Raw genomic sequence first — 18,293 nt, forward strand, 5'->3', positions numbered from 1 at the left:
GCTCTCGGCCACAGGGACGCGCGGTAGCGCGCCCTTTTTTTTGCCCAAATCCCAGTCCGGCGAGAGTTGATGCCCAAACGTACAGACATCACCACCATCCTGATCATCGGCGCCGGTCCCATCGTGATCGGCCAGGCCTGCGAATTCGACTATTCCGGCACGCAGGCGGTGAAGACGCTGAAGGAAGAGGGCTATCGCATCGTCCTCGTCAATTCCAACCCGGCCACCATCATGACCGACCCGGAATTGGCCGATGCGACCTATATCGAGCCGATCACGCCCGAGATCGTCGCCAAGATCATCGAGAAGGAGCGCTACGTCGTTCCCGGCGGCTTCGCGCTGCTGCCGACCATGGGCGGCCAGACAGCGCTGAACTGCGCGCTATCGCTGCGCCGGCAGGGCACGCTGGAAAAGTTCGACGTCGAGATGATCGGCGCGACCGCGGATGCGATCGACAAGGCCGAGGACCGCCAGTTGTTCCGCAACGCCATGGAGAAGATCGGTCTGCAGACGCCGAAGTCGCGGCTCGCCAACGCGTCCGAGCTGAAGAAGTCGTTCCGCGACAAATACCATGCCGAACGCGAGAAGCTGTCGGGCGCGGCGCTCGAAGAGCTCGACCGGCAATGGACGCTTGGCGAAAGCGACCGCCGCAAGCGCTATCAGGAATATGCGCTGGGCCAGGCGATGATGGCGCTCTCCGAGATCGGCCTGCCCGCAATCATCCGGCCCTCCTTCACGATGGGCGGCACCGGCGGCGGCATCGCCTACAATAAGGAAGAGTTCCTCGACATCATCGAGCGCGGCCTTGATGCATCGCCCACCAACGAAGTGCTGATCGAAGAATCCGTGCTCGGCTGGAAAGAGTACGAGATGGAGGTGGTGCGCGACAAGAAGGACAATTGCATCATCGTCTGCTCGATCGAGAACCTCGATCCGATGGGCGTGCATACCGGCGATTCCATCACCGTGGCGCCCGCCCTGACGCTGACCGACAAGGAATACCAGATCATGCGCGACGCCTCGCTGGCGGTGCTGCGCGAGATCGGGGTCGAGACCGGCGGCTCCAACGTGCAGTTCGGCGTCAATCCCGAAGACGGCCGCATGGTCGTCATCGAGATGAATCCGCGCGTGTCGCGCTCATCCGCACTGGCCTCGAAGGCCACCGGCTTTCCGATCGCGAAGGTCGCTGCCAAGCTCGCGGTCGGCTACACCCTCGACGAGATCGCCAATGACATCACCGGCGGCGCCACGCCGGCCTCGTTCGAGCCGACGATCGACTACGTCGTCACCAAGGTGCCGCGCTTCGCCTTCGAGAAATTTCCGGGTGCCTCGACCACGCTGACGACCTCGATGAAGTCGGTCGGCGAAGTCATGGCGATCGGCCGCACCTTCCAGGAAAGTCTTCAGAAGGCCTTGCGCGGGCTCGAAACCGGATTGACCGGCCTCGATGAGATCGAGATCGAGGGTCTCGGCCGCGACGACGACAAGAATGCGATCCGCGCCGCGCTCGGCACGCCGACGCCGAACCGGCTGCTCCAGGTCGCCCAGGCCATGCGGCTCGGCTGGTCCAACGAGGACATCTTCAACTCCTGCAAGATCGATCCGTGGTTCCTCGGCGAGATGCGCGGCATCGTCGACATGGAGGAGAAGGTTCGCAAGAACGGCCTGCCGGGCAATGCCTTCGGCATGCGCACGCTCAAGTCCATGGGCTTCTCCGATGCGCGCCTCGCAGTGCTCGCCGGGACGACGGAAGCCGAGGTGACGGCGAAGCGCCACGCGCTCGGCGTTCGTCCCGTCTACAAGCGCATCGACACCTGTGCGGCCGAGTTCGCCTCTCCCACCGCCTATATGTATTCGACCTATGAGGCGCCGTTTGCGGGTGCGCCTGCGGACGAGAGCACTCCGTCCGACAAGAAGAAGGTCATCATCCTCGGCGGCGGACCGAACCGCATCGGCCAGGGCATCGAGTTCGACTATTGCTGCTGTCACGCCTGCTTCGCGCTGCACGATGCCGGCTACGAATCCATCATGGTCAACTGCAATCCGGAGACCGTATCGACCGATTACGACACTGCCGACCGGCTCTATTTCGAGCCGCTCACCGCCGAGGACGTGCTGGAGATCATCGCCAAGGAGCGCAGCAAGGGCACGCTGCACGGCGTGATCGTGCAGTTTGGCGGCCAGACCCCGCTGAAGCTGGCGCGCGCGCTGGAAGCGGCCGAAGTGCCGATCCTCGGCACCTCGCCCGATGCCATCGATCTTGCCGAGGATCGCGACCGCTTCAAGCGCGTGCTCGACAAGCTGCGGCTCAAGCAGCCGAAGAACGGTATCGCCTATTCGGTCGAGCAGGCGAGGCTCGTCTCCGCCGATCTCGGCCTGCCGCTGGTGGTGCGTCCGTCCTATGTGCTCGGCGGCCGCGCCATGCAGATCATCCGCGAGGAGAACCAGCTCAACGACTATCTGCTCGGCACGCTGCCGGAGCTGGTGCCCGCCGACGTCAAGGCGCGCTATCCCAACGACAAGACCGGGCAGATCAACACCGTGCTCGGCAAGAACCCGCTGCTGTTCGACCGCTATCTCTCGGACGCGACCGAAATCGACGTCGACTGCCTCTGTGACGGCAAGGACACTTTCATCGTCGGCATCATGGAGCACATCGAGGAAGCCGGCATCCATTCCGGCGATAGCGCCTGCTCGCTGCCGCCGCATTCGCTCGATGCCGGGATGATCGAGGAGCTGGAGCGGCAGACCCGCGAACTCGCGCTCGGCCTCGACGTGGTCGGCCTGATGAACGTGCAATACGCCATCAAGGACGGCGAGATCTACGTGCTCGAAGTCAATCCGCGCGCCTCGCGCACGGTGCCGTTCGTCGCCAAGGTGATCGGCACGCCGGTCGCGAAGATCGCCGCGCGCATCATGGCCGGCGAGAAGCTCGCCGATTTCAAGCTAAAGAAGGCGGAGCTCAAGCACGTTGGCGTCAAGGAATCGGTGTTCCCGTTCGCGCGCTTCCCCGGCGTCGACACGGTGCTCGGCCCGGAGATGCGCTCGACGGGCGAGGTCATGGGCATCGACCGCTCGTTTGCGGTGGCGTTCGCCAAGAGCCAGCTCGGCGGCGGCACGCGGGTGCCGCGCAAGGGCACGGTGTTCGTCTCGGTGCGCGAGAGCGACAAGACACGCATCGCCGAGGCTGTGCGCGAACTGCATTCGCTCGGCTTCAAGGTGCTGGCGACCTCGGGCACCCAGCGCTTCCTGACCGATCAGGGCATCCCGACCGAGAAGGTGAACAAGGTGCTGGAGGGCCGGCCGCATATCGTCGATGCCATCACCAATGGCGACGTCCAGCTCGTCTTCAACACCACCGAAGGCCCGCAGGCGCTCGCCGACAGCCGCTCGCTGCGGCGCGCGGCCCTCTTGCATAAAGTGCCGTATTACACCACTCTTTCCGGGGCCGTGGCGGCCGCGCAGGGCATCCGCGCCTATCTGGGCGGGGACCTTGAGGTTCGGACCCTGCAGAGCTACTTTTCGGAAACCTGATTGCTAGCGGGGCTGGGCCTTGAGGGCTCAGCCTTCCGCTAAGTGATTGGCAAGGAAGCCACAATGGCGGGAGGAACTGTCCGGCCATGTGAGTGTTCTGTTCCGGCGCCAGACCCGAAATAATATCCCGGTGGGCGCATGTTCAGCCCCGGGAACACCGACGCATCAAGGTTGCCGCGCCCACCCTTTATGGGCGCGCAGCTGGAGGACGAGAGAAGAGATGGAAAAGGTTCCGATGACCCAGGCCGGCTTTGTCGCGCTCGGGGAAGAATTGAAGCAGCGCCAGTCTGTAGACCGTCCGCGGATCATCGAGCATATCGCGGAGGCGCGCTCGCACGGAGACCTGTCGGAGAACGCGGAATATCATGCCGCGAAGGAAGAGCAGTCCCACAATGAGGGCCGCATCGCCGAGCTCGAGGACAAGCTCGCGCGCGCCGACATCATCGACATCTCGAAGCTCTCCGGCGACACCATCAAGTTCGGCGCCACCGTGACGCTGGTCGACGAGGACACCGACAAGAAGACGGTGTGGCAGATCGTCGGCGAGGTCGAGGCCGACGCCAAGAAGGGCCGCATCTCCATCACCTCGCCGCTCGCCCGCGCCCTGATCGGCAAGAAGAAGGGCGCCTCCGTCGAGGTCAACACGCCGGGCGGCGCCAAGGCATATGAGATCACCAAGGTGGAGTGGCGGTAGAGATTTGCCGCTGCCCGTGACGCCATTGCGAAAAGGCCGCGCAATGCGCGGCGGCCTTCTCGTTTGTGGCCCTCGGTCATCTCCCGGCGCTGCAGCGCATCGCTGAAGATGCGCTGCGCTTCATCCGGGGCATGCGATCACCCCAGCTACCGTCGCCCCTTCACCTCGAGCGGCACCGCCGCCTCATATTTCGAATTGTGCAGCACCAGCGACGTCCGCACGTTGCGCACATGGGGCGCAGCGGTCAGGTGCGTGACGAAATCCTGGAACGTCGCCATGTCGGGGGCGACGCATTTCAGGATGAAATCGACCTCGCCCGACAGCATCCAGCATTCCCGCACCAAGGGCTCGGCGCGGACGAATTCCTCGAAGGCGCGCAAATCCGCTTCGGCCTGGCTGGACAGGTGCACGGCGGCAAATACGGTGACGTCGAAGCCGAGCTTGCGGGCGTCCAGCAGGCCTCGATAGCCATGGATATAGCCCTCCTCCTCCAGCGCCCGGACGCGGCGCAGGCAGGGTGGCGGCGAGATGCCGACGCGTTTTGCCAGCTCGACATTCGTGATTCGACCGTCGGCCTGAATCTCGGTGAGAATTTTCAGGTCGATCTCGTCTAGGCTCCGCGACACGTGATTGGAACTCCTGGCCTCGGCGGCGGTATTGGGTGGCTTGTCGCAATCCTCATACCCAGTCCACACGCCCAGCGCAATTTTATTGCGCGTGCAGCGCAATCGACTTTTGTTCCTTGTTGGAAAAATCCGCCGATAGGGAATGCAATTCTTGCATAGCTCACCAGAAGGCTTAGATTAGCTCTGATATTTCAGCGCCTCCGCGAGGCCTCCCGGCACGTTCCGCGCCCGCGCTGCAAATCCCCCGTGAAAGGCGTCCACCGAAATGTCCGCTCCTGTTCATGCCAAGGTCGTCATCATCGGCTCCGGCCCCGCCGGTTACACGGCGGCGATCTACGCCGCGCGTGCGATGCTCGAGCCGATCCTGATCCAGGGCATCCAGCCGGGCGGTCAGCTCACCATCACCACCGACGTCGAGAACTATCCAGGCTTCGCCGACGTGATCCAGGGCCCCTGGCTGATGGAGCAGATGGAGAAGCAGGCGGTCCATGTCGGCACCAAGATCGTCTCCGACCTAGTCACCAAGCTGGAAACTGCGCAGCGGCCGTTCCGCCTCACCTGTGACAGCGGTGACGTCTATCTTGCCGACACCGTCATCCTCGCCACAGGCGCGCAGGCGCGCTGGCTCGGGCTGCCGTCCGAAGCAAAATTCCAGGGCGGCGGCGTGTCGGCCTGTGCCACGTGCGATGGCTTCTTCTACCGCAACAAGGAGGTCGTGGTGGTCGGCGGCGGCAATACCGCGGTCGAGGAAGCCCTGTACCTCACCAACCATGCCTCCCAGGTCACCATCGTGCATCGTCGCGATCACTTCCGCGCCGAGCGCATCCTGCAGGAGCGTCTGTTCAAGCACCCCAAAATCAAGGTGATCTGGGACTCAGCCGTCGACGAGATCTGCGGCACCGAGAACCCGAACAAGGTCACCCATGTGCGCCTCAAGAACGTCAAGACCGGCGCGCTCACGAACGTGAAGACCGACGGCATCTTCATCGCCATCGGCCACGCCCCGGCGACCGAGCTCGTCAAGGGCCAGGTCAAGCTCAAGCCGTCGGGCTACGTCGAGGTTGCCCCGAACTCGACCGCGACCTCGGTGCCCGGCCTATTCGCCGCCGGCGATGTGGCCGACGAGACTTATCGCCAGGCCGTGACGGCCGCCGGCCTCGGCTGCATGGCCGCACTCGAAGCCGAACGTTTCTTGGCCCTTCGCGCCAGCGAGCGCGCGGCAGCGGAATAGAATCATGCCCCGAACACGCGACGGATTTACGGATATGGACTGGGACAAGCTGAAGGTGTTTCACGCGGCGGCGGAAGCGGGCAGCTTCACGCATGCGGGCGAGCAGCTCGGCCTGTCGCAATCGGCGGTATCGCGCCAGGTCTCGGCGCTGGAGCAGGAGCTCTCGGTCTCGCTGTTCCACCGCCACGCCCGCGGCCTGATCCTGACCGAGCAGGGCGACCTGCTGTTCCGCACCGCGCATGACGTGTTCATGCAGCTGCAGGCGGCGCGCGCCAAGCTGACCGACAGCCGCGAGCGGCCGAGCGGCGACCTCAAGATCACCACCACGCCTGGCGTCGGCATCAACTGGCTGATCCCGCGGCTCGGCGAGTTCACCGCGCTCTATCCGGAGATCCGGATCTCCTTGATCGTCACCGACGAGGAGCTCGACCTGTCGATGCGCGAGGCGGACGTCGCGATCCGCACCCGCAAGCCGACCCAGCCAGATCTGATCCAGCGCAAGCTGTTCGCGATGGGCTTCCACGCCTATTGCTCGCCGGAATACATCAAGCGCTTCGGCACGCCGCGCACGCTGGAGGAGCTCGACTCCCACCGCATCATCACGTTGTCGGACGGCAACTTCGCCCCGCATCTTCAGAACCGCAATTGGCTGATCGAAGCCGGTCGCAACGGCTCGGGTCCGCGCGAAGCCTACTTCAAGGTCAACAACATCCTCGGCCTCGTGCGCGCCTGTCAGCAGGGCCTCGGCATCGCCGCCCTGCCCGACTACCTCGTCGAGGAACAGAACAAACTGGTGCAGCTGTTCGGTGAATCGGATTCGATCCAGCTCGACACCTATTTCGTCTATCCCGAGGAGTTGAAGACGGTTGCACGCGTGCAAGTGTTCCGCGACTTCGTGGTCAGCAAGGCGCAGCGCTGGCCGTCCTGATTTCCGCATGACTGACATGCGGCCTCGGCTGTTGCTGGACGGCGCTCGTCAAGCCCATACTGTTTGCACGCTGAGCCTTCGCGTTGCGCATTTGTCCCCCTCCTCCAGTGGCGCGGGAGTTCAGTAATCCCTCTTGGAAGGTGATTGTGTCGGCCTCACGTGGCCAATACCTAAGCCGGGCCTTCGGGTCCGGCTTTTTTTCGTCAAAATTGCCTTTCGCCTTCCGCGTGTATTGACAGGCTTGGGCATACCCCGCATCATTTGCGGATGATCACGAAGTCGTGCGCAGTCATCTCGAAAAAAGGTCCCCATGCGGGGACCTCGGATTTTTGCGCGCGCTAATACCGGCTTCGTCATCGCAGCAAATCCCGAAACCCCGCCGCCTGGACGGGGTTTTTTCATGTGCCCTCCGTCTCAGGCCTTTTTCCCGAGAAGGAGATGGAAACATGACCGAACTACGAGACCAATTGCACGGGCTGTGGCTGCCGCTGGTGACGCCGTTTCGCGACGGCCGTCTCGACGAGACGTCACTGCGGCGGCTGACGCGGCACTACGGCGCACAGGCCATCGACGGCCTCATCCTGGGGGCGACTTCGGGTGAAGGCATGACGCTGCGCGACACTGAACTCGAGCGCCTCGTCGCCGTCGTCCGCGACGAGGTGGCGGCGGGCCGCCGCACCTTGCCGATCTGCCTCGGGCTGTCGGGCGCGGACACCTCGCGGCTGAAGGATCGCCTCGACGAGACCACGGACTGGCCGATCGACGGTTATCTGATCGCGAGTCCATACTATGTGCGGCCGTCGCGGCGCGGGCTGCTGGCGCATTTCGAGTCGCTCGCCGATCACGCCGCCTGGCCGATTGCGCTCTACAACATTCCCTACCGCTGCGCGGTCAACGTCACCAACCAGACCATGCTGCGGCTTGCCGAACACAAGAACATCGTCGGCCTGAAGGATTGCGGCGCGAGCCGCGAACAATCGATCGCGCTGCTGCGCGACAGGCCGAAGGATTTTCGCGTGCTCACCGGCGAGGACGCAAATTATTTCGAGGCGCTCACCGACGGCGCCGACGGCGGCATCGTGCTGTCAGCCCATGTCGAGACCGCGACATTTGCGGCGGTGTATGCGGAACTCAAGCGCGGCAATCACGATGCCGCGATGGCGCGCTGGCAGGAGGTCGCCGAGCTCACACGGCTGCTGTTCGCCGAACCGAGCCCTGCGCCGGCGAAGTACTGGCTGTGGCGCAGCGGCCTCATCGACAGCCCCGAAGTGCGCCTGCCGATGGTGGAAGTGAGCAGCGAGCTCGCCGCCACGATCGATCGCGAGATCGAGCGACGGATGAAAGCCGCGGCCTAGCGCTTACCCTCCGCCTTCGGAGGAGGGTAAGAACGCCTGCATGGTTAACCGCGCGCCAACCGCCTTCGCGTCTGCCGCATGGTGCATCCACGCCTCGTTTACGCAATCGCGCCTATCGTTTCCGCCAAGACTTTCAAACGGGGGAATGACCATGGGACATCGCACCCGGCCGACGGCCGCGAGCCAATTCGCGCCGGCCGATCTCTTGCAGGGAATTCTGGTGGTGTCGTCGTTCGGGTTCTGGGCGGTGATGCTCGGCCTGATGCCGGTGCTGCTGTTTCGCGTTTGGCTGGCGGGCTGACAGCGCCACGCGGATGGTTAACCCGTGGTAGCACCTGTGTTCAAAATGCACGGCCAGCTGCGACCCGGAATTTTAAAACATCCCGCGTATCACTGGCGCCCATAAGCGAAGAAATCGCGGGGGCGTTTGTGAATAGTCAGAATGAAATGGCGTCGCATTACGACGCCGGACAGCAGAGCTTTACCACGGAGGACATTCTCTGGGCCGTCGGCATCTGGTCGGTGATCCTCACCCTGTCGCCGGTGATCGTGTTCTACATGCTGATGGTGGCGTAGCTCAGCTCGTCATTCCGGATCGACCGAAGGGCGAATCCGGACTCGCGAGATTCCGGGTCTGGCGCTTGCGCGCCATCGCGGAAAGACAGGTGACGGCAGAAACGCAAAACGCGCGGCTCGTCCGCGCGTTTTTTCGTCGGGGGAAATGAATAATGAAATTATGCCGCCTGCTTGTGCATTGCGCCGGAAGCCGACGCCGTGCCGCGAATAGCCTTCACTGAACGCTCGATCGCCGCCCACAGTCTTGCAATTTCCTGAGCCGCGCGGCTCTCGGCCTGATACTCGCGCGCGCCTTCGCCGTGGCTGAGCGCCATCAGGAGATCCGAACGGTTGGTGATCTGGCCGCCCCACACCGGGGCGCGGAATTTCGCCAGCGCCTCGCGGGCGATGGTGACGATCGGGCTTTCGGTCTCGTCGCGGCGCGCCGGCGCACCGTTGAGCACGACCGCATAGGGCTTGCGCGCGGCGCGGCACATCTGGATGGTTTCCTGCACCGCGTTGACGTCGAACACGCCGGGACGCGCCGGAATGATCACCATCGTCGCGTTCCTGATCGCGTCGTCGACGACGGCCGACAGGTTCGGCGGCGTGTCGATCAACACCCATTCATAACCGTCGCGCCTGGCCGCGGAGACGATGCCGCTGACGGAGTTCACGGCCGCCTTGATCGACGGCTCGTTGGTGCCGCGCAGCTTGTGCCAGAGCGTGAGCGAGCCTTGCGGATCGGCGTCCACCAGCATGACCTGCTTGCTCGCCTTGATCTGCGCGGCGAGATGGGCAGCGAGGGTACTCTTGCCCGAACCGCCTTTACGTGATGCAAAAACAATAACGTTCATACCTTCGGCCTCCAGATTGACCCCGTGGCTCGAAAATGAATCAGCGCGCTGATTCGTGAAAGAAAAATTTATCGGGAGTTGCGTTGCCGCCACGAAATAACAAGGCGTGTTGGCTTTTGAGTCACACTGCCTGGTGCGACGCCCGATACAATCGCAATGAAATGCGGCCTGCGCGAGCGATCATGCGCTTTTTGAGCAGCGAAGCGGGACAAAGCGGAACGCAACCTTGCCGCGCAAACTGATTCGCGACTCTTCTTTTGTCGTGTGCGCTTGGAATTGCCGCAAGCCGGCGCGCCGGTCGCGCGAACAAAACGAGTCCAGGGGAGGAAACGCGGCTGCCGAACTTCAGGGAAGAAAGCGCGCTGTCGCGCTCAGCCCTGCTCGGATTTCTTCTTCTTGGCTTTCGGCGCCGGCTTGGTGCTCTTCCTCGCGGCCTTGGGCGCGATGTTGGTCGGCTTGCCGGCACGGACCTCGCCCGGCTCGGGTCCTGGCCGGAAGAACACCCGGCATTGCGGCGAGAGCTGCGACTTCTTCGCGATCATGCAGGCGGTGATGGCATCGACGTTCGGCACGAACTCGCCGCACAGCCGCATCGCGTCGGGCGAGCAGGCCTGCTGCTCTTCCTGGGTGTAGGCGAAGCCGGCGCGCGGCAGGGCCAGGACGGCCAGGGCAATGCCGAGGCTGGCAACGGCCAAGGGTTTTGCAAAGGACTTCTTCGAGCGAAACGCCGGCATCGATCCCCCCACATGTCGAACAGGTGAGATAGTGGGTGAACGGCGGTTGATTGGCAACCGGAGGGGGATGCGAAAGGCGCAACGTGTGCGGTCTCGGCAACAGGCGGTGAGGGCCTGCAGTTCCCACGGGCGAAAGCGGCCTACAGCGTGCTGGTTCAGCAGGCCCCAAACAAAAACCGCGAAAACAACCCCATGCACAGTAGGCAAGTCACGGCAATCCCTCAGCATTTCCAGTATTAGGATTTCACGAATTCGAATTTGACTCGTCGGGCAAAACAGGGGCATCATGTCATCATCAAAGAATGCGCGTGGGATGGATCGGCTTGTCTCCTGCGCTGATCAAGAGCGCACGGGAGTGGAGCGATCGCATGGATGGGAATGAGACGGAGCTGCCGCTGTCGGGCGTGACGGTGGTCTCGCTCGAGCAGGCGATTGCGGCGCCGCTTGCCAGCCGGCATCTGGCGGATTGGGGTGCGCGGGTCATCAAGATCGAGCGGCCGGGCGACGGCGATTTCTGCCGGGACTACGATCATGTGATGAACGGCATGTCGAGCCAGTTCGTCTGGACCAATCGTTCGAAGGAAAGCCTCGCGATCGACATCAAGAGTCCCGATGGCCGCAAGGTGCTCGACGCCCTGCTGCCGCGGGCCGACGTCTTCATCCAAAACCTCGCGCCCGGCGCGGCGGAGCGGCTGGGCCTCGACGCCGCATCTCTCTTGCGCAAATTCCCGCGGATCATCGCCTGCGACGTTTCAGGCTATGGGACCGGAGGCCCCTACAGCAACAAGAAGGCCTACGATCTGCTGGTCCAGTGCGAGGCCGGCGTGCTCGCCGTCAACGGCACCGAGGCGGAGCCGGCAAAGGTCGGGCTTTCCGTGGTCGATATCGCCACCGGCATGCACATCCTCAATGGCGTGCTGATGGCGCTGTATCGCCGTGAGCGGACCGGCAAGGGCACCGCCTTCCAGGCTTCGTTGTTCGATTCCATCACGGACTGGATGAGCTATCCCGCCTTCTACACGCACAGTACGGGCCGGCCGCTGCCGCGAACCGGCGCGCGGCACGCGACGATCGCGCCGTACGGCCCGTTCCGGGTGGGAGACGGCAACACCATCTTCTTCGGCATCCAGAACGATCGCGAATGGCGGTCGCTGTGCCGCATCGTCCTCGGCGATGCCGGCTTCGCCGACGACCTGCGCTTCCGCACCAATCCGCTGCGCATGCAGAACCGAGACGATCTGCAGGCGCATATCGAGCAGCGCTTTGCATCGATGACCAGCGAAGAGGTGCTGCGGCTGCTCGACGAAGCCTCGATCGCCAACGCCCATCTGAACTCGGTCGATGCCTTCCTGCAGCATGAGCAACTCCACGCGCGCTCGCGGGTGCAGACGGTCGGCTCGCCCAGCGGACCGGTGATGAGCTTCCTGCCGGCGCTCACCATTGCCGGCCTGTCGCCGCGGATGGATCCGGTGCCTGATGTCGGCGAGCACAACGATTCCATCCTCGGTGAACTCGGCCTCGCCAGGGAGACGTGACGATGGTCTCACTGCGGCCGACGCGGGCCTATCTGGCCGTTCCCGCGCATCGCTCCCGCCTTGTCGCCAAAGCCGCCGCCTCGGCTGCCGATGCGGTGTTCATGGACCTCGAGGACGCGGTGCCGCCATCCGAGAAGGATGTTGCGCTGGAGGAAGCTGTCCGGTCGCTGTCATCGCTCGACTGGGGCAACAAACGCATCGCGATCAGGCTCAACGCCGTCGACAGCTCGTTCATCGGAGAGGAGATCCGCGCGCTGGCGGCGCATCCGCGGCTGGATGCGGTGATCGTGCCGAAGGCGGAGCGCGCCAGCGACATCGTTGCCATTGCCGACCAGCTGCGCGGGGCTGCGCCGGATCGCCCCGCGCCGGTGGCGCTCGAATTGCTGATCGAGACGGCGCTGGGTCTCGTCAATGTCGACGCGCTCGCCGCCTGCCACGACAGCATCGCCGCGCTTCATCTCGGTGTCGGCGACTTCGCGGCCTCGCTCGGGGCCCGCACCTCCGACATCGGAATTTCGCCAGACGGCTACCGCCACGTCGGCTCGGCGCAAAGCGGCTACGCGTCCGCGCCGCTCGATCTGTTCGCCTATCCCATGATGCGCCTCTTGGTGGCGGCACGTGCCTTCGGCCTGCGCGCCATCGACGGCCCGTGCGGCGCCTTTCGCGATGCCAGGCTCACCGAAAGCAGCGCGCAGAAGGCCGCCGCCATGGGCTTTGACGGCAAACAAATCATCCATCCCGACCAGATCGAACCGACGTTGCGTGCGTTCATGCCATCGGACGAGGAACTGACGCAGGCACGGCGGATCGTCGAGGCCATGGAGAGCGCCGAGGCGCAAGGCCAGGGCGCGGTGACGCTCGACGGCAAGATGATCGACTATGCCAATGTGCGCATGGCGCGGAGGATCATCGGGCTGGGGTCATAGGGGCGCATGGCCACCGCATTGATCGTCGTCGATCTCAAGAAGCAGGCATCAGCTTATGTTGCGGCTCAGCGCGAGCGGCGCCGGCCGAAGCGCACCTTTGATCATGGGCGGCCCTTCCAAGCCCAGTTCGACACGTCGGTGGAGGGGCTTGGACTGCAAAGCTCGATTTTGGCGCTGCGCTCGCTTGGCTCGACCCTATCGCTTTCGAGAAGCGGCTGCACGAAGAGATCGGCAGAATACCGCACCCAGCGCTCACGATGTCATCAGATGAACGCGCGGCCAAGCTGCTGGAGCTGGAAGCGGAGCTACTGGCTCGCGAGCGCGACGAGGAAGCGCTGATCGAAATCAGCGAAGAGCAAGGCGCAGCCTTTCGCAGGCTGGACGCGGACCGGCGCGCCGTACTCGGCATCGTCGTAGCGGGTGCCAAGAAGCCGGAGCGGATCAGTGCGGCTTAGCGAATACCCTCGATCTGGGGCGGACAAGTCGGTGAGTGTCCGATCTTCATGAAAAACCCCGACAGCCTGCGGCCCTTCTCATTTCCGGGCGCGGTAGGCATTGCGAGCCGCCGCTCCTTTGTCTCGCGTCCGGCGGCGGCCGCAATTAACGCTGAGAATGGGCGACAACTCTGATGCAACAGCATTCGGGCACCATCTACCCATCTACCTAGAGAATCTTCCAGCTTTCGTCAGGAGTAAAAGCGAAGATGTTGCCGGACACTCTTCGCTTTTCCCGTGCTCGAGCAAACTCATTGCGATACTTGTTACCAGGGCCAGGGTCATAGACGGCCCCTGCAAATTTCCCACTTAGTCGAGGCAGATTGTTTTGCCACGCCCACGAGTCCTTGAGCGCGTCAACATCAAAAGGCATAGCCAAATCGCCCAAGTCATCAACAAACGCAGCTCCGCTCATATCGCAATCTTTGAACGTGCAGTTGTTAAAGCTGCAATTCCAAAATCGCGTATCCCTGAAGCGAACGTCCTCAAAGTCCATGTTATGGAAATTGGTCTCGTAAAGATCGTTCCCCTCAAAGTTAACCTGATGAAACGTGCCGAACCGAAATGTAGCTCTGGCTAGCTCGCAAGAGCGTACCTCCAACCCATAAATTTGAGGCTGATTTAAATAGGAATGATTTAGGTTCAAGTTGACGAGCTGATCGCGGTGATCTAGCCGGAATTGGGAGAGCACAATACCTTGGAGATTGACTGTATCTATTCCACCTGGCCGGGTCCTGCAGATGCTCTTAAAGGCATCAACAATTTCTGCTGGCGTAGCCTTGTCGGCAAGTTTCTGCATCGCCTCAATGTCCTTAAGTGGAACAAGTGCATCAAGCGCATCTGTATTGTGAGATCGGATGAAACTAGCCAACAGCTCTGCGCAGAGAGACCGGTACTTTTCGTCACCTATAGCAAGCTCGCGAAGGAGGTATATGCCGGCTTGGCGGACGGCTGATTTTTCGTTGTCTAGCAGCTGTGCAGCGCGCGCGTACCTATCGAACCTCTGATTGTTCTCCGCGATCTCGGCTTGCTTGCTGGCAGTCTCAGCCTGCTTGCTTGCAATCTCGGCCTGTTTAATCGCGGTCTTTGCTTGCTCAAGAGATGCCGTCGCTTGACGATGTGACGTTATCGATCTCCAGATCGCAAGGGCCAGTCCGATGAGGGCAAGCAAGAAGAGCGCGACTTGTTGCGCGATCTTCATGCCGTCGAACTTGACCTCTTTGATCGACCCATGGGAGTCAAAGGTACGCTCGGCCCAGAAGTTTGGGTCCGTGGCAGTGCTGACAAAGAAGAAAAGCACCACCAGTGCGAAAAAGGTGAGGACGATCCACGAGCGTTGCAAAAAGGAGCTGAGTTCATGTCCTCGACGGCGCAAACATCCGAGATAGAGCGCAGCACTCTTTTCGATCATTTTTCTGCCGTGATTGTTACAGGCATCGTCGTAATCAAACCGAGCACCAGCCTGATCAGCTAGCCGACCTTATGAAGGTTGCACTTCTCGACCTCTTGGCGGCCGAGCTTCGTCAGGAAAAATTCGCCTGCCTCGTTCTCGTGAAGCAGCCAGTTACAGTGACACTCAATCGATGAACATTGCTTTTTTTCTTTTGTCGCATGACGGACGGATCGACGCCACAACTCACTTATAGATCGGAGTACCGGCGCGCCTGATTTAGTGAGCCGCTCCCAATTGCCTTTGCCGCGTTCGATTTTCCAGAACCACCAGCCGTTAATGGCTCGCCGTACGACGGCTCTGCCGGCTAAGCTCAGAGAGCTGTAGGTTTTGCCTCTGTAGCGGACGGTGCCATCTCGGCGTGCGCGGGCCTTGAATATCTTCCCCTTGTAGTCCGCGCGTAGTGTGGCTCCCGTTGGAAGGAGCCGTACTAACTCAGTCTCTCCGCGTACTTTCGCGGGTATCTCATCGTCATCTCGGATAGGCCCCCAATCAAAGAGCGACGACATTTGCTTAGCTTGTTTCGAACGTATCGATCGCTTTATCTGGCGCTTTAGATCGCGTGATTGCGCTAGCTTGCCTGATTGTTTTGCGCCGGGAGGGCGCGTAATTCGCAGCAACAGCGCTTCAATCTCTCTGAGGTGCTGATCGCGAATTGTCAGGTAAACCGAGAAGTGGTCCCAGGAATTTCCGTGTCGGTTCTTTCCGTGTGCGGTCAGTCGGTTGCGCAGGGCGCTGGCGAGACCGACGTAATAGAGCTTGTTTTTGCGATAGAGGGCGTAAACCCCTGCGTTCCGGCCGATCAGTTCCCGCACAATGTCGGGGTGATCGATTAAGAGGTTCTTTGAAACCCGCTCAAGGTGCGCAAAAACAAGTGCCTCGCGCTTGAGGCGACGCGGCCTTTTGGCTTTCGTCTGCACCATACTGCCCCGAATCAGTTTTCCCCGGCACATTGTAATCGTAGGTGGCTTTCGGCCGGAATCGTGAACGACGCGAGCGGGGCCTAGCGCCGGCACGACGTAGAAAATTCCCGAATTTGGGCACCCCGAATCTGGGGATCATCTCAGCAAGCTTGCGTTGCTCGCACAATTCGGAGGCTAGTATCCCCATCATCGCGACTTGAGAGTGGGGAAGCGCACATGGAAGCGAAAGACATTTGGCTCTTAGTTGCTGGGACGATTTTAGGGTTCGTCACAAACATACTTTCTACATTCGCGATGCCAACGATCGGCACCGCTTTTGGCAAACTTAAGTCAGGCTTCATTGAGCGCAACAAGGCAAGGCACTAGCTAGTTACGCGCTCGTGAGGGACTTTAAATCGGGCAAGCGAGATAAATACATTTATGCAATCAACCACTGGGGCTTCATTAGCCTCTACACTTTCATAGGCCTCATGGCGGGTTTCTTAGGATTTGCCACTGGAAGAGCGGTTGGCCCGCTAGGCTCACCGGGACAGGAAAAGCCCGCAGCAATCTGGCTCTTGGTGTCAGGCCTTTTCCTGCTCGTTCTCGTTCTCAGACGCATGCTGCGCATGTTCCTCACTCTCGGCAGAATTGACAATTTCCAGCGGTACCGTTCGAATCTCATGCAGCGCTGGCCGGATATCGAACTACCCGAGTAAGCGCTCATTACGTTAGCTAGGTGGTAGCTACAGATATGGGAAGAAAAGACCAAAAGCAGTGTAAGATCTTATTTTGCTTGGTACAGTTGGGTGGGCTCGAACCACCGACCTCCTGTTCCACAGCCACATCCGATCTTTGCTCAGGGCTACTCATCCTCACTCATCTTGGCATTAATTATAGTTTGCGGTTCAATGACTTAGCCTCCACATGCTATCCATCTTTGATCGCGGCTGATCGCGGCTAATCACCCGATTTGCCTCCGCTGAGCCTCCGCTAAATCGAGGATGGAGATGCCGAAGAAACGCCTCACCGAAGAGGCCTGCAATCGCCTGAAGCCGACAGCTGGAAAGCAGATCGAATATCTCGATGCCGTGCTGCCAGGGCTGATGCTCCGCGTGAGTTACGGCGGCGCGAAGACCTTTGTCGCCATCTATTACGTCGATCACCGGACCAAGACCTTCAAGCTCGGCCGTTACCATCCGGATGGTGCCGACGCGTTCCCCGATCCCGAGAGCGGAGAGGCGTGGCCGCGAGACCTGACCCTCTCAGGCGCCCGCGACGCGGCGCGAAAGTTCTTCACAAAGCCATGTGCCTTCCTGAGTCCAAAATGTCACGGTCTGGCCCGCGCTACATTTAAGGTCGTGGCCAAAGCCTACCTTGAGCGCCATGCAGCAGGCTTCCGATCCAAGCCGGAGATAGAGCGCTGTCTCACGAAATATGTGTACCCGGAACTCGGAGAGAAGCCCTTCAAGGGCATCAAGCGATCCGAGGTCATTACGCTCCGCTCGGACATAGCCGAGAACCACGGCGCCCGGATGGCCGATACGGTCTTCGGGATCGTGCGCGGGGTCATGCGCTGGTTCGAGGCCGAGGGCGACGATGATGACTATGTCTGTCCGATCAAAGCCCGGAAGCAGAAGGCTACCCCTAAGAACCGCCGCAAGCGGATACTCACCCCGGATGAGATCAAGCTCGTCTGGAAGGCCGCCGGCCAGCTCGGCCCCTATGGCAGCCTCGTCAAGCTCCTTCTCCTGACAGCCCAGCGCCGCGATAAGGTCGTCACCATGCGGTGGGCCGATATCGAGGAAGACGTTTGGACGATCCCCAGCGAAGAGCGAGAGAAAGGTAACGCCGGCAAGCTCCGCCTGCCGCGTCTCGCCATGGCGGTACTTGAGGGCACCCCCAAGGTCGCGGAGTGCTCGTATGTCTTCGCTGGCCGGTACGGCGACAAGCCGCTCAATTCTTTCAGCCAGGGTGCGGAAGAAATTCGGAAGCTGCTCCCGGCGACAATGCCGCGTTGGACTCTTCATGACCTTCGGCGGACCGCGCGCACGCTGATGACCGATTTGCGCATTGACGATCGAATTGCAGAGCAAGTGCTCGGTCACGCGATTGAGGGCGTCGAGGGCGTTTACAATTTGTCTCTCTATTTCGAGCAGAAGGCCGAGGCGCTTGCGCGTGTTGCGGGATATCTCCAGCAACTCGTCGAGCCGGCGCCGGCAAATGTGGTTACGCTAGCGCGGCGCAAGGCGCGGAGCGCGGAAGCAGCCTCCGCTCAATAAGCAGCTCCGTCATCGCGTCTTTGGAATTGCGCCAGGCAAGCAGCGGAGAAATTTTCGCGAATGACGGAGCTTCTAATGCCCGGCCAGCCCTATTGCTCATCTTTGATTTCTTCAGATAAAATCCGCGCAGCCAATGATGGAGGCAATGTCACTTCCCGGCCTAGCCCTGAAAGCTTAGCTGAGTTGAGAG

Annotated in this window: 17 protein-coding genes; 12 read left to right on the top strand and 5 right to left on the bottom strand. The window is 61.6% G+C overall.

The window, feature by feature from the left end; genetic code table 11:
- The first annotated feature begins 69 nt into the window (after window positions 1-69).
- Together carB and greA are read left to right on the top strand one after the other, a co-directional pair.
- Window positions 70-3,534 carry a carbamoyl-phosphate synthase large subunit gene (gene carB, locus IVB12_RS36265; RefSeq protein WP_247307485.1) on the top strand — a complete coding sequence of 1,155 codons (3,465 nt, stop codon included), beginning with the start codon at window positions 70-72 and terminating at the stop codon, window positions 3,532-3,534.
- A 220-nt stretch (window positions 3,535-3,754) separates the two neighbouring features.
- Window positions 3,755-4,228 (top strand): transcription elongation factor GreA, encoded by a 474-nt coding sequence (gene greA, locus IVB12_RS36270; RefSeq protein WP_247277482.1) that lies wholly within the window; start codon window positions 3,755-3,757, stop codon window positions 4,226-4,228.
- 146 nt (window positions 4,229-4,374) lie between these two features.
- Here greA and IVB12_RS36275 read toward each other — a convergent pair whose 3' ends face one another.
- Window positions 4,375-4,854, bottom strand: a complete 480-nt coding sequence (locus IVB12_RS36275; RefSeq protein ID WP_026312113.1) for an Lrp/AsnC family transcriptional regulator — start codon at window positions 4,852-4,854, stop codon at window positions 4,375-4,377.
- A gap of 265 nt (window positions 4,855-5,119) precedes the next feature.
- Between IVB12_RS36275 and trxB the strand changes: the two genes are divergently transcribed.
- From trxB to IVB12_RS36300, 5 genes are all read left to right on the top strand, one after another.
- Complete coding sequence (gene trxB, locus IVB12_RS36280) at window positions 5,120-6,085, top strand: thioredoxin-disulfide reductase (protein WP_247307488.1); 966 nt, start codon at window positions 5,120-5,122, stop codon at window positions 6,083-6,085.
- Between the two features lie 4 nt (window positions 6,086-6,089).
- Entirely contained in the window at window positions 6,090-7,013 is a 924-nt protein-coding gene (locus IVB12_RS36285; RefSeq protein WP_247277484.1) for a LysR family transcriptional regulator, read from the top strand.
- A 446-nt stretch (window positions 7,014-7,459) separates the two neighbouring features.
- Complete coding sequence (locus tag IVB12_RS36290; protein ID WP_247307492.1) at window positions 7,460-8,368, top strand: 4-hydroxy-tetrahydrodipicolinate synthase; 909 nt, start codon at window positions 7,460-7,462, stop codon at window positions 8,366-8,368.
- A gap of 151 nt (window positions 8,369-8,519) precedes the next feature.
- Window positions 8,520-8,669, top strand: coding sequence for a hypothetical protein (locus IVB12_RS36295; RefSeq protein ID WP_164934661.1), 150 nt, complete (start codon window positions 8,520-8,522; stop codon window positions 8,667-8,669).
- Window positions 8,670-8,761: 92 nt separating this feature from the next.
- On the top strand, window positions 8,762-8,944 hold the full coding sequence (locus IVB12_RS36300) for a hypothetical protein (protein ID WP_247307603.1): 183 nt from the start codon (window positions 8,762-8,764) through the stop codon (window positions 8,942-8,944).
- 158 nt (window positions 8,945-9,102) lie between these two features.
- Here the strand turns inward: IVB12_RS36300 and IVB12_RS36305 are convergent, their stop codons facing one another.
- Together IVB12_RS36305 and IVB12_RS36310 are read right to left on the bottom strand one after the other, a co-directional pair.
- Entirely contained in the window at window positions 9,103-9,780 is a 678-nt protein-coding gene (locus IVB12_RS36305) for a ParA family protein (protein WP_247277487.1), read from the bottom strand.
- 371 nt (window positions 9,781-10,151) lie between these two features.
- Window positions 10,152-10,514 carry a hypothetical protein gene (locus tag IVB12_RS36310; RefSeq protein WP_247307495.1) on the bottom strand — a complete coding sequence of 121 codons (363 nt, stop codon included), beginning with the start codon at window positions 10,512-10,514 and terminating at the stop codon, window positions 10,152-10,154.
- A 368-nt stretch (window positions 10,515-10,882) separates the two neighbouring features.
- On the opposite strand from IVB12_RS36310, the gene IVB12_RS36315 reads away from it, so the two are divergent.
- The 3 genes from IVB12_RS36315 to IVB12_RS36325 all read left to right on the top strand — a co-directional run bounded on the left by IVB12_RS36315 (window position 10,883) and on the right by IVB12_RS36325 (window position 13,430).
- Window positions 10,883-12,049, top strand: coding sequence for a CaiB/BaiF CoA-transferase family protein (locus tag IVB12_RS36315; RefSeq protein WP_247307498.1), 1,167 nt, complete (start codon window positions 10,883-10,885; stop codon window positions 12,047-12,049).
- A gap of 2 nt (window positions 12,050-12,051) precedes the next feature.
- On the top strand, window positions 12,052-12,975 hold the full coding sequence (locus IVB12_RS36320; protein ID WP_247307501.1) for a CoA ester lyase: 924 nt from the start codon (window positions 12,052-12,054) through the stop codon (window positions 12,973-12,975).
- A 257-nt stretch (window positions 12,976-13,232) separates the two neighbouring features.
- Complete coding sequence (locus IVB12_RS36325) at window positions 13,233-13,430, top strand: hypothetical protein (protein ID WP_247307504.1); 198 nt, start codon at window positions 13,233-13,235, stop codon at window positions 13,428-13,430.
- A 208-nt stretch (window positions 13,431-13,638) separates the two neighbouring features.
- Here IVB12_RS36325 and IVB12_RS36330 read toward each other — a convergent pair whose 3' ends face one another.
- Both IVB12_RS36330 and IVB12_RS36335 read right to left on the bottom strand, forming a co-directional pair.
- A complete protein-coding gene (locus IVB12_RS36330) occupies window positions 13,639-14,880 on the bottom strand; it encodes a pentapeptide repeat-containing protein (RefSeq protein ID WP_247307506.1) in 1,242 nt (413 codons plus the stop codon).
- 59 nt (window positions 14,881-14,939) lie between these two features.
- Window positions 14,940-15,842 (bottom strand): hypothetical protein, encoded by a 903-nt coding sequence (locus tag IVB12_RS36335; protein ID WP_247307508.1) that lies wholly within the window; start codon window positions 15,840-15,842, stop codon window positions 14,940-14,942.
- 216 nt (window positions 15,843-16,058) lie between these two features.
- Here IVB12_RS36335 and IVB12_RS36340 point away from each other — a divergent pair, with 216 nt between their 5' ends.
- Both IVB12_RS36340 and IVB12_RS36345 read left to right on the top strand, forming a co-directional pair.
- On the top strand, window positions 16,059-16,208 hold the full coding sequence (locus IVB12_RS36340; protein ID WP_247307510.1) for a hypothetical protein: 150 nt from the start codon (window positions 16,059-16,061) through the stop codon (window positions 16,206-16,208).
- 617 nt (window positions 16,209-16,825) lie between these two features.
- Entirely contained in the window at window positions 16,826-18,103 is a 1,278-nt protein-coding gene (locus tag IVB12_RS36345; RefSeq protein WP_247307512.1) for a site-specific integrase, read from the top strand.
- Window positions 18,104-18,293: the final 190 nt, after the last annotated feature.

It is taken from the genome of Bradyrhizobium sp. 179 (genome assembly GCF_023073535.1).
Classification (GTDB): Bacteria; Pseudomonadota; Alphaproteobacteria; order Rhizobiales; family Xanthobacteraceae; genus Bradyrhizobium.

What these genes read in the sequence shown, in the direction of transcription:
- carB (WP_247307485.1), top strand. Translation starts at nt 70, where the DNA reads ATGCCCAAACGTACAGACATCACCACCATCCTGATCATCGGCGCCGGT.
- greA (WP_247277482.1), top strand. Translation starts at nt 3,755, where the DNA reads ATGGAAAAGGTTCCGATGACCCAGGCCGGCTTTGTCGCGCTCGGGGAA.
- trxB (WP_247307488.1), top strand. Translation starts at nt 5,120, where the DNA reads ATGTCCGCTCCTGTTCATGCCAAGGTCGTCATCATCGGCTCCGGCCCC.
- IVB12_RS36285 (WP_247277484.1), top strand. Translation starts at nt 6,090, where the DNA reads ATGCCCCGAACACGCGACGGATTTACGGATATGGACTGGGACAAGCTG.
- IVB12_RS36290 (WP_247307492.1), top strand. Translation starts at nt 7,460, where the DNA reads ATGACCGAACTACGAGACCAATTGCACGGGCTGTGGCTGCCGCTGGTG.
- IVB12_RS36295 (WP_164934661.1), top strand. Translation starts at nt 8,520, where the DNA reads ATGGGACATCGCACCCGGCCGACGGCCGCGAGCCAATTCGCGCCGGCC.
- IVB12_RS36305 (WP_247277487.1), bottom strand. Translation starts at nt 9,780, where the DNA reads ATGAACGTTATTGTTTTTGCATCACGTAAAGGCGGTTCGGGCAAGAGT.
- IVB12_RS36310 (WP_247307495.1), bottom strand. Translation starts at nt 10,514, where the DNA reads ATGCCGGCGTTTCGCTCGAAGAAGTCCTTTGCAAAACCCTTGGCCGTT.
- IVB12_RS36315 (WP_247307498.1), top strand. Translation starts at nt 10,883, where the DNA reads ATGGATGGGAATGAGACGGAGCTGCCGCTGTCGGGCGTGACGGTGGTC.
- IVB12_RS36320 (WP_247307501.1), top strand. Translation starts at nt 12,052, where the DNA reads ATGGTCTCACTGCGGCCGACGCGGGCCTATCTGGCCGTTCCCGCGCAT.
- IVB12_RS36325 (WP_247307504.1), top strand. Translation starts at nt 13,233, where the DNA reads ATGTCATCAGATGAACGCGCGGCCAAGCTGCTGGAGCTGGAAGCGGAG.
- IVB12_RS36330 (WP_247307506.1), bottom strand. Translation starts at nt 14,880, where the DNA reads ATGATCGAAAAGAGTGCTGCGCTCTATCTCGGATGTTTGCGCCGTCGA.
- IVB12_RS36335 (WP_247307508.1), bottom strand. Translation starts at nt 15,842, where the DNA reads ATGGTGCAGACGAAAGCCAAAAGGCCGCGTCGCCTCAAGCGCGAGGCA.
- IVB12_RS36340 (WP_247307510.1), top strand. Translation starts at nt 16,059, where the DNA reads ATGGAAGCGAAAGACATTTGGCTCTTAGTTGCTGGGACGATTTTAGGG.
- IVB12_RS36345 (WP_247307512.1), top strand. Translation starts at nt 16,826, where the DNA reads ATGGAGATGCCGAAGAAACGCCTCACCGAAGAGGCCTGCAATCGCCTG.